The following is a 13,426-nucleotide window of genomic DNA, read 5'->3' as shown; positions in this document are numbered from 1 at the left end:
CCGTTTTACCGGAGATCGAGCCTTAAAACCCTCTCCTAAAAGATGAAAGTATTCTCAAAGTTTTCTCATTTGCTCGCTATCGGAATCGTGGCGGCGGCGACGTTTTCGATCGCCCCTGATGCGGACGCTCGACGTCAGCGTCTTCGTCTCACGACGCTCGCTCCTAAGGACTCGTCCTTCGACAAGTCGCTCCGTAAGATGGGGCAGGAGTGGAAGAAGGAAACCAGCGGTCAGGTCGACCTGATCATCTTTGCTGGTGGCGTACAAGGTGGCGAAACGGCGATGATTGATCGCATGCGCGTAAACCAGACGCAGGCTGCTTTGATTTCGGGAGTCGGACTGGCGGAGATTGATCCAGGAGTAGCAGGCCTGCAGCAGATTCCGATGATGTTTAGAACGTATGAGGAACTTGAATACGTTATGAACAAACTAGGTCCGAAGCTCGAAGAGCGGCTTCGCGCTAAAGGTTTTGTGGTTTTGAGCTGGGTTGACTCGGGCTGGGTTAAGATTTTCAGCAAGGAGGAGCTTGCGACTCCGGAGGACATGAAGAAGGGCAAGCTCTACACTTGGGCTGGGGACAACAAGCAGACCGATTTGCTAAAGAACATGGGATTCCGTCCGGTTCCGATCGATGCGACCGAAGTGACTTCAAGCCTGCAGACTGGCTTGGTGGATATTGTGCCGCTCCCGCCGTTTTTCGCGCTTGCGACTCAGACGTATCGTCCTGCTCCGAACATGCTCGATATTCGTTACACGCCGATAGTGGGTGCTATCGTGGTATCTGAGCAGTCTTGGAAGCGCATCGCTCCAGAGCACCAGGCGAGCATGATCGAGGCTGCTCGCAAGTATGGTAGGGAGATGACGCTTGCGGGACGTGAAGAAAACGAAGAAGCGATTCGGGTCATGAAAGACAAGTGGGGGCTGCAAATCCGGGAAGCGGATGACATGGTGAACGAAGCTTGGCAGAGCACTTCCCAAGAGGCGTATTCACTGATTCGCGACAACACGGTTCCTGCCGACATCTTCGACGAGGTGATTCGCCTGTTGGAGGAGTACCGAGCAGCAAACTAGTTTGTTGAGGCGTGACGCGTCAGTCACGCCCTACCATTGAATTTGAATACAAGAAAGGCCGCCTCGTTTTCGAGGCGGCCTTTTTCGTAAAAGTCTGTTGTTCGAATTAGTCTTCGATCAGGCCTTCGGCGATGTCGGCGTTGTGGAAAACGTTTTGCACGTCGTCGAGATCGTCGAGGGCGTCGATGAGGTTCATGATGGACTTGGCCTCGCTCGCTTCGGTGATGGGAGTGAGCGTTTCTGGGAGATAGGCGAGCTCGGAGCTGGCAACCTCGATACCGGCGTCGGCGAGGGCTTGAGAAACGGTGTCGTACTCGGTGATTGGAGCGAGCACTTCGAAGCCTTCTTCTTCTGACTTGATGTCTTCTGCTCCTGCCTCGAGAGCGATGTCCATCAGTTTCTCTTCGTCGGTTTGGTCATTAGCGATGAGGAACTGGCCGCAACGGTTGAACATGAAGGCGACCGCGTTGGCTCCGGCGAGATTGCCGCCGCGCTTGCCGAAGGTGGAACGGATTTCGGAAGCGGCTCGGTTCTTGTTGTCGGTTGTAACTTCGACCACGACCGCGATGCCGTGTGGAGCGTAGCCTTCGTAGACGAATTCTTCGTAGATAACGCCTGGGAGTTCGCCGGTACCTTTTTTGACAGCGCGATCGATATTGTCGGCTGGCATGTTGGCGGCACGAGCTTTGAGCAGCATGGTGCGGAGCTTTGCGTTGGCATCTGGATCGCCGCCGCCGGCTTTCGCTGCCATGGTGATGTCTTTGGAAAGACGGCTGAAAATCTTGCCCCGCTTCGCGTCAACAGCTGCTTTGCGGTGCTTGGTATTGGCCCATTTACTATGTCCTGCCATTGTTTTCTAGGTTTTTGGTTTTTGGGTCCTAGGTTGGGTGATTACTTCTTCTTACGACGGCTCTTTCGGTCGCCGCCTTCCATGGCCTTTTTTAGGGCGGGAGGAAGTTGGGCTTCGAAGTCGTCTGCTCCTCGCTTGGTGAGCCATTGTTGTCCGATGGTGAAAACGTTGCTTACGGTCCAGTAAAGTACAAGGCCGGAGGAGAAGGTGTAGGTGAAGGGGAAGAAGATGAAAGGCATGAACTTCATCATCTTGGCTTGGGCGTTGTCGACTGAAGGAGTCGGCATGGTCCACATCTGGTAAGCGAGTGTGATAACCCAGACGAACGGGAGGAGGTTGACTGGGAAGTCGCCGATCCAAGGCATGTTTGGAATGGTGGCGATGGTGTCTGGCTTGGAGAGGTCGGAGATCCAGAGGAAGTCGGCGAAACGGAGTTCCGCGGCGCTACGCAGCATGTAGAACAAGGCGAAGAAGATCGGGATCTGCAGGAGCATCGGCAAGCAGGCGCCGACTGGGTTGACCTTGTTGAGGCGGTAGAGCTGCATCATCATCTCTTGCTGTCTCTTCTGGTCGTCAGGGAACTTCTCCTTGATGGCCTTCATGGGCTCGGAGAGCTTGGACATTCTCTTCATGGATTTCATGCTTCCGAGGGTGACGGGAAGCAGGGCTCCGCGAACGATGAGGGTGAGGAGGATGATTGATACGCCCCAGTTGCCGATCACTCCGTGAACTCCGTTGAGGATGAGGAGAAGGAACTTGGAGATGAAGCCGACGACGGGGATCCACTGCATCGCCCTGTCCTGTCCTTTGTCGAGCTTGGCGAGGCGTTTGTGTTCTTTGGGGCCTGCGTAGAAGTCGAAGCGTTTGGTGATGCTTTCACCCGCTTGGAGGTTCGCTCCGGCAAGCTTGATGTCGGCGGTGATGCCGGTCTTTGGCTCGCCGTTGGATTCGGTTTCCGGGAAGTCGACAGGGCGGGCTACGTAGCCAGCGGCTGGCTCTTCGGGAGTGATGAGGGTGATGAAGAACTGGTTCTTTACCGAGGCCCAAACGACGGTGTCGCTGCCTTGCTCATAGTCCTTGGGATCGTCCTTGAAGATGATGCCGCCGCCCATGAAGTCGCTTTGGTCGGTGAACTCCACGTCTTCTCCGTTGGAATAGCCGAAGGTTTGCAGGAAGCGGTCCTGGTTTCCGGAAGGAGCGACGGTGCCGATGTTGAGGAGCATTTCGCCGACTGGAAGGATGGCGTCGGTGATGTTACGGATCTGGAGTTCGTGGGAGATGGTGAAGGTCTCCGCTCCTTTGAGCTCCTGGGAAATGCTGTAGGTGCGGGTGACTTCGACTTGGTTGTTGAGGACTCCGCGGAAGACGACGGTATCGGGAGTGGAGGTTTCGACTAGGTCGAAGGCGACGTCTTTGGCGTTGCCGAGGTAGTCGAGGTCGAGGTTGAGGGCCGGCGCGTAGCGCAGCTCGTTCATGATGTAGGGATCGTCGCCGTCGAGCGTCTTAAGTTCGTCCTTGAGAACTACTTCTCGGATGGCGCCGCCGTAGTTGGTGAAGCGGACTTCGTAGAGTCCGTTTTCGAGGGAGACGATGGATTCTCCGTCTTTGTCGCCGTTTACTTCGACCTTGGCGTGACCGTTGGAGGGGATGGGGGTGGCTGTTGTGGAGATCGGCGTGGCCGGCAGGGATTCAGGTTGGCTTCCGCCTTCGGCTGCCTGGGCGGCGGCGGATTCAGCGGCTTGTGCGGCGGCTGCCTCTTGCTCGGCTTGCTGGCGAGCTGCTTCTTCTTGGGCTTGCTTGCCTTGTTTGAACATGAGGAAGAGCGCGGCCAGTAGCAGCGCGACCCCTATAATAGTGTTCTTCTTGTCCATCGATTTGCTGGGAAATTGAGTTTCTGACGCGGGTCAGAGGAAAGGGCTGATAAAAGGACCGGCTTGAGTGCTAGCAAGCTATTCCTCGACTTGGGCTTGGGATCGCTCTTCGGAGTCTTCGTTCCGCTTGAGCAGGCGTTTGTATTTTAGAGCGTGCAGGAAGCGTTGCTCCAGCTCCTCGTAGCTGGCTCGGCCGGCCGGTTGGCGAAGACTGAGCACGATGTCCGCGTGATCTTTGAGCTCGTGCTGGTGCAGGCGGAATAGTTCGCGGAAGCGTCGCTTGATCTTGTTGCGTACCACTGCGTTACCAACTCGGCGGGCCGCGGAGATGCCGATGCGTGGACACAAAACATCCGCACCTTCAGAGGCACGGATGCGGGAAAATAGTGCGAAGTACTGACAGCGGTAAGGCTTGCCAAGACTGCGAATTTGCAGGAAGTCGGCGTTGCGACGCAAACGGCTAACAGGGCGGAGTTTGTATCTCCTAACCATGATCAAGCCGGTTGGGCCCGGAACACCGGACTACGCGACGGAAAGACGGGCGCGGCCCTTCTTGCGGCGTGCGGAGATGACGGCACGTCCACCGCGGGTGGCCATGCGTGCGCGGAAGCCGATCTTGCGTACTCTCTTGAGGCGATGTGGTCTGAATGTAGGTCTCATGACGTGAAAATTAGAAAAAGAGCGAGAAAATGGGCGGCACCCAGCGGGGCTGTCAAGCACGTATGGCTCAATTTCGGGGTCCAGCTGCTCAAATAAGGGGGATTCCCGGCACTTATTCTATTTTGAGTAGTCAAAGTTGCGATTGACAGTGGCTCAAAGAACTTGGCAGTAATCGTGCCGAGCCGACTTTCTTATGAAAACACGTTTCCAGAGGATCTTCATTCTAATCGCCGCCTGTGCCTTTTGCTTCTCAGCATCAGCCAAACTTCGAGTGGTGGTGAGTACATCGCAGATAGCTGATATCGTGAGAAATGTGGGAGGCGAGACAGTCGACCTAACCGTGCTGATGGGGCCGGGAGTGGATCCGCATCTGTTCAAGGCGACCGCTCGTGACGTGGTTTCGCTGCAGCGAGCGGACTTGATCCTGTACAACGGATTGCATTTGGAGGGGCGTCTGGCGGAGACATTTGCGAAAGTCGACAAGCTGGGACGCACGGTGGTCGCCGTAGCGGATGACCTACCTGTTGACCGTCTGATTCCCTTGGCTGATTACGAAGACGCCCACGATCCACACGTTTGGTTTGATCCACAGCTTTGGGCAATGGTCGTTGGCAAGGTGGAAGAGTCGCTCGCGGCAGCCGATCCTGAGAACGCGACGAACTACGCTAAACAGGCTTCTATATATAGAGAGAAAGTTCTCGCTCTTGAAGACTGGGCGAAAGAGCAAATCGAGGCGGTGCCTGCCGAGTTGCGAGTCCTGGTTACAAGCCATGACGCATATAACTACTTTGGCAGATCTTTTGGATTTCAGGTGGTGGGAGTACAAGGTGTCTCAACTGCGACTGAAGCCGGGCTGGCAGATATCGCCAAGACTGCGGACTTCATTAAGGCACGCGGACTCCCTGCCATTTTTGTAGAGAGCAGCGTGTCGCCTGCTACGATCAAGAGAATCAGTCGCGACTCCGGGGCAACTGTAGGTGGTGAGCTGTTTTCAGATGCCTTGGGCGCTCTAGGAGAAATGCACGAGGGGGCTAATGAGGAGAGCTATGATGTCGGTACCTATATTGGTATGTTCAAGTACAACGTGCATACTATAGTAGAAGCTCTTCAGCCTTAGGGCGTGTTCAATTTAGTCAGACGATCGACTGCATCGTTTTGTAGGGGGGCGTTTGTCGGTGTAACGCAGAGCGCTGATCAAACCGGTGTGCACTAGTGGTATGCGCCAACCTTTGTCTACATCGGACCAAGCCCAACGGGAGCGTCTTTTGCTTCTGGGGTGAAGCAGGTGGAGGTGTTGTTCCAATTTTTGGTTACAAAGAAGGTCGTGACGAAATTGATGCTGACGGTAACTAAAGTATGAATACCAAGACACGATAAATCCTCGAACCTAGGTCGAGGTGAGACGGAATTCGGATAGGCATGGGTAGTCTTATTCGGGTTCCGTTTTTTTGTGCCTAGGGTATTGTTGTAAGGGTACAGAGTTGGTTTTAGAGGATCTTTGAAATTGAAAAAAACATCCGTTGGAGTAAGGTTCAGGTCGTAGCTTAACCTACCAACTGTCCTCCTAATCCAAGCTCCTATCCGTTACCTGTATCACCCCAAGTAATTTGAGGCTGTTTGCCTTCGAGGGATCATTGTATCCAGACGTAGGCTGCTTGTTTGTGAGGTTGGTTTTGTAGGTGTGTCCACTGAAACACTACACATCCAACTATGCCAAAAATACAAGCTGTGTCGCTTGCGAAAGCCGCAAGCGTGAAGATAAAACCGTCGGCAAGTTCTTTGAAGGTTGCGAAAGCAGTCCGTGTCAAAGCTGGCGTTAAGAAGAGAATTCCCGGTCGGACGAAACCAGTGAGGCGAACACCGATCCAGAGGGCGACGCTCGCCATAAACGCAAAATTCAACGAGCAGGGAGGTGCCAAAGGGTGGTTGCGAAAGGCGACAACTGAAGTGCGTCAATGCCCGGACAAGATTGGATACTTTCGCCATCATGCTGGAGGATCGATTTACTACAGCCCAAGCACAGGGGCTCATGCGGTGAAAGGCGCTATCCGTAAGTTGTGGTCGGAGCAAGGTTGGGAACGGGGAGATTTGGGGTATCCGACGACCGACGAGGAGCGAGGTCGTAATGCCGACGGTGAGGGACGTTACTCTGTATTTCAGGGGGGAGCTGTATTCTGGAAATCTGAATACGGAGCGATCCAACTCGATGGTCCCATATGGAGTAAGTATCGAGATACTGGAGCAGAGGTTGGACCTTTGGGCTTCCCAAAACAGGCAGAGCGAGGAACGCCTGACAGACGAGGGCGTTTCGTTCACTTCGAGTTCGGCTCGATTTATTACACTGCCCAAACCGGAGCGTGCGAGGTCCACGGCTCGATTCGTGGCTACTGGGCGAGTAAGGGGTGGGAGCGGAATCCGAAACTTGGATACCCTCTTTCGGATGAGTTGATTCCTGATCGAGCCCTTGGGTGGAAGAGTCCCTTGAATTTCAATATCGCTCGGGCTGCTTTTGTCACGAACGCTGTCAAGCTAAGCTCTGCGGGAAGCTCAGGAGTCGGTAAGGTGGGTGTCGCAACGTTTGCGAACAAGAAGAAGCTGACGCTCAACCCAGCATTGGTGAAGAAGAAGGTTCCTGCGAACATGCTTGTCGCGAAACCGATCGTTCAACCGAAGGCAGTGCTGGATGCGATCGCAGGACAGGATAGCGAAAACCGGTACAGTGATTTTGAGAACGGAGTGCTCTTTTGGAACCGGAAAACACGGCAAGTGAGCGAACTCTCTCCCTGGCTGAGAACATCCAGGGGAACTTCTTTGCGTTTCTCGGGAGTTCAAATGGCGAACAAGGTGAGAGCGGAGCTCAGCAAGAAGCTTAAGTTGCCAAGTTGTACTCTGACATCGGTCGTGTTCAAGAGAGTGAGCTCCTATTCGTTCGATGGAGCTGGAGTACGTAACCGAAAGCACGAGTTCGAAGTGAACTATCGCGGCTCAACATTGGTGGCTGGCAAGTATAAACCCGCTGACCTGACTTTAAGGGTGTGGGCGGTTGTATCTTGGAATCCAATACATCGGTCCATCGACCTGGCTCTCACTCATTTCGGGTACAGGAAACGACCGGCAAAGATGAAAGGGATGAGCGATACTCGGGTTTCGGTCGGACGTCGACTGGATCCTCTGCTCTGGCAGCGCTTTGTGATCGCCTCGGTACCGGCTAAAGACCGGTCGAGGAATGTAGCGGTCTTGTCGGTAAAGACCTTGAACAATGGTATGGTGCAGCTGTACCGCGAACCGTGATCTAAATCCTTCAATTGTATTTGAGATATGCCTACGAAAAAGACTATCAAATTGGCCAATCCCCGCGTGTCGCTGGCAAGCGTTTCCAGAAAGAAAACCATCAAGTCACCGGTAAAGCGAAAGGCCACTGTTTCGGTCAAGAAGACACTTAATCCACATTTGCGACTTTCCGCTCGGTTGATGAAGATCAACCTTTCAAGCACCAAGGCTGCGAAGCTCGAACTCAAGCGACTCAACCCGAATGTTGCCGAGTTTGCTCCAGTACTTAAGAATTTGCAGAAGTCCGATAAGGTGAAGGCCCGACGCTTTGCGGCTGCCTTTGCCACTAACCTTAGGACAGACGATCAGATTCGTCGCTTTTACGGAGATATTGCGGCAAACGCTGCAACCGAGCGAAAGGAGTTGATCAAAGCGATCCGTTTGGAGAAGAGGGGACTGCAGATTGTTCATGCGGTCGCGCTAATGCCGTCGGCTCAAGGGAAATCTCTGATGCGTGACTTTGCTAGAAACTCCCGAGGGGATCTCGATGACGCGGCGGCGAAGGACGTGCGTGATTGGTTGCAGAGAGCCGGAAAAGCGATGCGTTCGCGCAAGATGGCTTTGCCGCATTACGACTCCCCTTTCGACAAGCCGGTGGCTGATTTTGTATCCGATGTCGCAGACGCGGTGGTACAGGGGGTGAAGTCGGTGGTCAATGCGGTGGTTGATGCAGTAGGGAATGTCGTGAAGGCGATCGCCAAAGTCGTCAAAGACATCGTGAACTGGACGGTGGATCAGGTTGCGAATCTCGTGCAAGCGGCCATTACCGCGGGCAAGAAGATCGCAGACTTGGTAAAAGGGGCTCTGCAAGCAGGAGCGAAGGCTCTGCGGATGATGATCAAAGGGATCCAAGCTGCGGGCAAGGCGATCTATGATGTGCTGGAGGCAGCCGCTAGATTCACATACGAAGCGGCTCGCTCGGTGGTCGATGCGATTAAGAAGATCGGTGGCAAAATTCGGGACCTCGTCAGTTGGTTGGCCAAGAAGACTTTTTCTGTGGTTAAGAAGTTCGTGGACAGCTTGATCAAAATTGGCGAATCGATCGTGAATATCCTCAAGGAGGCGATCAAGTTTGGAGCGAAGCTTGTGCAAAACGCAGTTCGGGCGATGCTCGAGGTTGGCAAGTCGATCGCAACTATCTTGGCAGCAGCAGTGACCCGCCCGGGGAGTCTGTTTGAAACAGTAGTCCGCGAAATGAGACGACTGGGCAAAGTGGCCAAGACTATCCTCAACGATATCAAAAACGCGGCTAGCAACTTAGTGAGCAAAACAGTAAAGGCCTTGACCAAGATAGGCACCACTATGGTGGAGTTCACATCCTACCTTGCGACCGCGACGCTCTCTGTAGCGAAAAAGGTACTACAGGGACTCTTGGATGCTGGGAAGATAATCAAGGATGTGGTTGTTTCCATTGCGAAAAAAGGCATCTCTGCGATCAAGAAGGTGTTCCAAGCAGCCTTCCAACTCGGAAAGACACTTGTGGATCTAACGGTTGATCTCGGCAAAATGGTAGGCAAGGTTCTGGTCGATTCTGTCAAAGCCCTGTTCCAGTTGGGGCAGACGGTTGTGAACTATGTGAAGGCCACCATGAACTCCGCCTTCGACCTCGCTGGCAAGTTGCTCGACGCGGCGATCAAGGCTGGCAAGGCGGTAGGCAATATATTGACTTCAGCCTTAAGCCAAGGGTTCGCAATCTTCCGTCGTTCGGTGTATGCGATTCTCAAGCACGCAGGTCCTATTGGCGATATGGTCGACTGGGCTCTGAAGCAGGTGGGTGATCTCGCTGTGAATTCTCTGCAGATGATCGTGGACGCGATTCAAGTTGCGGGTCGAAGCATGAAGCAGTTGCTCGATAAAGCAAAGACACTCACGAATGCAGCCTTCAACAAGGTGATCGAAGCTATGAATGCTGCGGGTGTATTCATCTCGGATATGATCGAGTGGGCGCAGAAGGCAGGAGCCTTAGCTCTGAAACGTATGGGTGAAGCCCTCGTCAAACTCGGTCACTCGGTTGAGTACGTGTTGCTATGGATTGAGAAGGACGTCTTTGAAGGCTTGGAGAAAATGATGGAAGGCATGTACAAGGCGGGAGCTGCTATTGCGGACTTCGTGTCTTGGGCATTGAATAAGCCGGTGGAGATTTTGGAGCGTGTGTTTACCAAAATCCTCGAGCTTGGCGGTACGATCCAGGAGTTGTTGATCGATACGATTAACCACCCGGACAAGATTTTTGAGAATGCTTACAAAGCCCTCAAAGCTGCCAAGCAGACGACTAAGGATATCATTGCGGAAGCGGTCACCTTGCCTGCAAAGGAGTTTGTGGAAAAGGTGGTGAATACGGCTCTCAAGCTTAAGGAATCTGCGTTGGATATTCTAGAGGGAGCGGCGATCATTGGCGGCAGCGCGCTGGGTGTCGTGGTAGCCTTGCTACTCGAATGGTTTCCAGGCGAATACCGTCCGCTTACTCCGGAAGAAACCGCGGAAGCGAAGAAGGTATTTGGTAATTCGATACGACTTGAAGAGGTGCGTCTTAGCGTGAAGTCGATTCCGATCGATATCATTCAGAAGATCAACAACGAGCGTCCTTTCACGACGATGTATCTGATCAACTTCGCAAGCTGGAACACCTTGAGCAATCCGGTGCTCATCCACGAGCTAATGCACGTTTGGCAAGCTGTTCAAACTGGACCCTTCTATATGGCGCACGCGATTTGGGCCCAAGAGACAGAGGGGGAAGGATACAACTACGGCTACACGGATGCGTACGACGGAGATGGAGGCGCGGACGCGCTCAATGCCGAGGGTGGCAACTTGGATGCGTTCAATCCAGAGCAACAGGCTCAGATAGCGGAGCACTACTACGTGCGCCGTTTCCTCGAAGAAATGGCTCCGGCTGAATATGCGGCGTGGCAACCCTATGCGGATATTATCAAAGCAAAAACAGCTTAGGGGAAATAGGCGGGAGGTTCTGCTTTTGGCGGGGGCTCCCTCATTGTACCCGTTTCTTGAGCCTTGGGTCAGGGTTAAAAGCCGGAGGTTTGATGTGCGCTACCTGGAGATGTCTCCGGATAATGGGGACACGTTGGTGGACGGCGATCCTCGCTTGTTGGGTGTGGATGCCTTCGCGTTATTCGGGTTCTCAAGGCAGGCTCCGAGCAAGACTCTGCCCGGTCTGGGAATGCGGGACGCGAATGGACGATTTGTGGTGGGGGCTTTGCTGCCTGTTTCGAGAGTGTCGGCGGATGCTTTTTGCCGAGCCGCTGGAAGGGTAGAATCGAGAGCGGATTCAGGCTTGTCCTTGGGGCCCGCTTTGTTCCTTGGCGAATGGGAAGCTCGAGCTCGAAAGATGGTCGAGCGATCCAGTCGCTGCCTAAGCAAGGCGGAAATCCCGTGCTTCGATTGGTCCGCGGAACGCGTCACGCGCGATGTGTTGCGTCACGGGCTGGCCTGTGGAGCAGGATTTGCCCTTTACTACGGTCATGGACGATCCGTTGGTTGGGCTGGCTATCATGGTTTTCGAGCCCGCCACTTGCCGGATTCAGTTGCGGAACCGATCGGGGCTATGTTTTCCATCACCTGTAGTACTGCGAGTCGAGGCGGAAGTGGCTTGAGCTATGCGGAGCGGCTTATCACTCAGGGAATGAGCGCTGCGAGTATGGGCGCGACTCGGAAGACGAGGCATTTGTCCAACGCCTATCTGGCCAGTTCGATTTGCGAGGCGATTGCTGCTGGGGAAGGGCGAGTTCATGATATCGTTTACTCGGCCAGACTTCCGGAAGATCTTTTGTTTAGCTCCTATCGGATATTCGGGGATCCGACTGCTGAGGTGAGAGGAAGCCAATCGAGTTTAGAGAAGGCGCGTGCTGTTTATGCTCCAGCGCCCGAGGAGCGTTTCGACTTTCGAAAGGCGAGCTCCTGGACTCATGGCGTTTTGCCGGAGTCGGTGCGAGAGGAGGATGTTGATCTAGCTGAGTTGATCGGTATCTGAGGCTTGGATACTTAGATTACTAAACGTAAAGGAGGAAATCTCTTGAGAATACGCGTCAAGCGGGCAGCGTGTGACTTTTAACTTCTACCCCTAGTTACATGACACGCTTGATCCACTTGTCCGCCGTATCACTCGCTCTTTGTGCCCAATCTGTTGCACAAGCAGCCGAGTACTTCATCGCAGGAAATGACGAGAAGATTTTCTGGGACGCATCTGGGAACACTCTGTTTCTGCCAGATAACGACAAAGACACGATTGATATCCTCAAAATTGGAGACGACCGCAGTCGTCCAGAGATCGTCGCCACGTTAACGGTCGAGAACTCGATCTTTGGTCCGCCAACAAACGCAGCGATTTCTCCCGATCAAAAATTTGCCTACGTGGCGAATTCGATGAAATGGGTTGAGGCTGATGGTAAGTGGTCTGCTGTACCCAATAATGAGATACACGTTTTGTCCCTTGGAAAGAAATCGAAACTGCTGAAGACGATCAAGCTTTCGGAAATGGGCCAACAGCCTTCGGGGATGGATTTGACAGCGGATGGGAAGTACCTGCTAGTTGGAAATCGGGCGGGGAAGTCGGTACTTGTTTTCGAAGTGTCGGGGGCTGATCTTGAGGAGGTCGCGTCCATTGATGTTGGCAGCCCTGCCGCGGGGATAACGATCGAGCCTAATGGGAAGCGTGCCTTGTTTCTGAAGAAACCCGAACACAAGGTGGGGATTCTCTACCTAGACTTTGAAGCGGGGAAATTTTCTCACGATCCCGCAGAAGATATCAATGTTGGGCAGGAACCTTACAACGTTTGCGTTTCACCGCTTGGAGATATCGCACTGGTAAACAACCAGGGACCGACCGGTGGTAATGATGGAAACGTGGATACTGTCAGCGTTATCGATCTAACGGGAGCTCGCCCGTATGTCTGCGATCAAGTGGTAGTCGGAGATGGACCAGAAGGGCTGGCGTTTAGTCCCGACGGGAAGTTCGCGGTTTCGATCTGCATCAACGGAAGCCAGAATGCGAAAGCGAATCCAGTGAACGCTTGGGCGGCTAACGAAGGTGCTTTAGCGGCGATTCTGAAGATCGATGGAAAGTCGGTCGAGAAGGTGGCCGCCTACGAGGTGGGCGGTATGGCTGAGGGCGCCGTGTTCACGCAGGATGGAGAGTACCTCTATCTCGGGAATTTTCTCTCTGGTGACTTGAGTGTGCTCAAGCGTGTTGGCGACAGCTACGAGTTGCTGCCCGAGCGTGTAGAGCTCTCCGGGCATCCCGGCTGGATGCGCGGAGTGGAGAAGTGGTAGAGGAGGGCAACGCTCCGTCGTTGCCTCGATTGGATCCTGCAGTGAGTGAGGCAACGACAGACGGGCTGTTGCCCAAAGGCGAAGAAACTGGTCGGTTTCCCTGAAAACGAAAAATTCAGCGAGAAAGTCTGACGAGGGCCGAATCTGGAGAGATGCTGCCTTCAAATGCTTCAAGTCGGCTCAAGGCCCGAGCAACAAGGACTCTGGCGGACCTCAAGGCGCCAACGACCTCTATGACCAGCAGCGAGCAAGCTCCACCAGTGCTGTCCTTGCCTGCCGCGCTGACTAGAATCTTCATGTTCTGCACTGCGGCAATGAGATGGTCCTGGATGCCTTGGCGCCATAGTCGCCGCCAACG

General features: G+C 53.9%; 11 protein-coding genes. 6 read left to right on the top strand and 5 right to left on the bottom strand.

Annotation, left to right across the window (positions count from 1 at the left end):
* Positions 1–42: 42 nt before the first annotated feature.
* Complete coding sequence (locus JIN87_RS21550) at positions 43–1,071, top strand: TRAP transporter substrate-binding protein (RefSeq protein WP_200357697.1); 1,029 nt, start codon at positions 43–45, stop codon at positions 1,069–1,071.
* A 106-nt stretch (positions 1,072–1,177) separates the two neighbouring features.
* Here the strand turns inward: JIN87_RS21550 and JIN87_RS21545 are convergent, their stop codons facing one another.
* The 4 genes from JIN87_RS21545 to rpmH form a co-directional block, all read right to left on the bottom strand.
* A complete protein-coding gene (locus tag JIN87_RS21545; protein ID WP_200357696.1) occupies positions 1,178–1,921 on the bottom strand; it encodes a YebC/PmpR family DNA-binding transcriptional regulator in 744 nt (247 codons plus the stop codon).
* Between the two features lie 41 nt (positions 1,922–1,962).
* A complete protein-coding gene (gene yidC, locus JIN87_RS21540; RefSeq protein ID WP_200357695.1) occupies positions 1,963–3,792 on the bottom strand; it encodes a membrane protein insertase YidC in 1,830 nt (609 codons plus the stop codon).
* A gap of 78 nt (positions 3,793–3,870) precedes the next feature.
* Entirely contained in the window at positions 3,871–4,284 is a 414-nt protein-coding gene (gene rnpA, locus JIN87_RS21535; protein WP_200357694.1) for a ribonuclease P protein component, read from the bottom strand.
* 30 nt (positions 4,285–4,314) lie between these two features.
* Positions 4,315–4,452, bottom strand: coding sequence for a 50S ribosomal protein L34 (gene rpmH / locus JIN87_RS21530; RefSeq protein WP_200357693.1), 138 nt, complete (start codon positions 4,450–4,452; stop codon positions 4,315–4,317).
* Between the two features lie 193 nt (positions 4,453–4,645).
* Between rpmH and JIN87_RS21525 the strand changes: the two genes are divergently transcribed.
* The 5 genes from JIN87_RS21525 (at position 4,646) to JIN87_RS21505 (ending at position 13,068) form a co-directional block, all read left to right on the top strand.
* Positions 4,646–5,569 carry a metal ABC transporter solute-binding protein, Zn/Mn family gene (locus tag JIN87_RS21525; protein ID WP_200357692.1) on the top strand — a complete coding sequence of 308 codons (924 nt, stop codon included), beginning with the start codon at positions 4,646–4,648 and terminating at the stop codon, positions 5,567–5,569.
* 593 nt (positions 5,570–6,162) lie between these two features.
* A complete protein-coding gene (locus JIN87_RS21520; protein ID WP_200357691.1) occupies positions 6,163–7,743 on the top strand; it encodes an LGFP repeat-containing protein in 1,581 nt (526 codons plus the stop codon).
* Between the two features lie 27 nt (positions 7,744–7,770).
* Positions 7,771–10,731, top strand: a complete 2,961-nt coding sequence (locus tag JIN87_RS21515; protein ID WP_200357690.1) for a phage tail protein — start codon at positions 7,771–7,773, stop codon at positions 10,729–10,731.
* Positions 10,732–10,840: 109 nt separating this feature from the next.
* Positions 10,841–11,770, top strand: a complete 930-nt coding sequence (locus tag JIN87_RS21510; protein WP_200357689.1) for a C25 family cysteine peptidase — start codon at positions 10,841–10,843, stop codon at positions 11,768–11,770.
* 98 nt (positions 11,771–11,868) lie between these two features.
* Positions 11,869–13,068 carry a YncE family protein gene (locus JIN87_RS21505; RefSeq protein WP_200357688.1) on the top strand — a complete coding sequence of 400 codons (1,200 nt, stop codon included), beginning with the start codon at positions 11,869–11,871 and terminating at the stop codon, positions 13,066–13,068.
* 115 nt (positions 13,069–13,183) lie between these two features.
* Here the strand turns inward: JIN87_RS21505 and JIN87_RS21500 are convergent.
* A partial coding sequence (locus JIN87_RS21500) for a hypothetical protein (protein WP_234033552.1) occupies positions 13,184–13,426 on the bottom strand: 243 nt, incomplete at its 5' end.

Source organism: Pelagicoccus mobilis (assembly GCF_016595505.1).
In the GTDB taxonomy this organism is placed as follows: domain Bacteria; phylum Verrucomicrobiota; class Verrucomicrobiia; order Opitutales; family Opitutaceae; genus Pelagicoccus; species Pelagicoccus mobilis.
This window is presented reverse-complemented; position numbering and strand designations above follow the sequence as displayed.

Coding starts and splice junctions, on each gene's coding strand:
- JIN87_RS21525 (WP_200357692.1), top strand. CDS start 4,646: ATGAAAACACGTTTCCAGAGGATCTTCATTCTAATCGCCGCCTGTGCC.
- yidC (WP_200357695.1), bottom strand. CDS start 3,792: ATGGACAAGAAGAACACTATTATAGGGGTCGCGCTGCTACTGGCCGCG.
- JIN87_RS21550 (WP_200357697.1), top strand. CDS start 43: ATGAAAGTATTCTCAAAGTTTTCTCATTTGCTCGCTATCGGAATCGTG.
- JIN87_RS21510 (WP_200357689.1), top strand. CDS start 10,841: ATGTCTCCGGATAATGGGGACACGTTGGTGGACGGCGATCCTCGCTTG.
- rnpA (WP_200357694.1), bottom strand. CDS start 4,284: ATGGTTAGGAGATACAAACTCCGCCCTGTTAGCCGTTTGCGTCGCAAC.
- JIN87_RS21505 (WP_200357688.1), top strand. CDS start 11,869: ATGACACGCTTGATCCACTTGTCCGCCGTATCACTCGCTCTTTGTGCC.
- JIN87_RS21520 (WP_200357691.1), top strand. CDS start 6,163: ATGCCAAAAATACAAGCTGTGTCGCTTGCGAAAGCCGCAAGCGTGAAG.
- JIN87_RS21545 (WP_200357696.1), bottom strand. CDS start 1,921: ATGGCAGGACATAGTAAATGGGCCAATACCAAGCACCGCAAAGCAGCT.
- rpmH (WP_200357693.1), bottom strand. CDS start 4,452: ATGAGACCTACATTCAGACCACATCGCCTCAAGAGAGTACGCAAGATC.
- JIN87_RS21515 (WP_200357690.1), top strand. CDS start 7,771: ATGCCTACGAAAAAGACTATCAAATTGGCCAATCCCCGCGTGTCGCTG.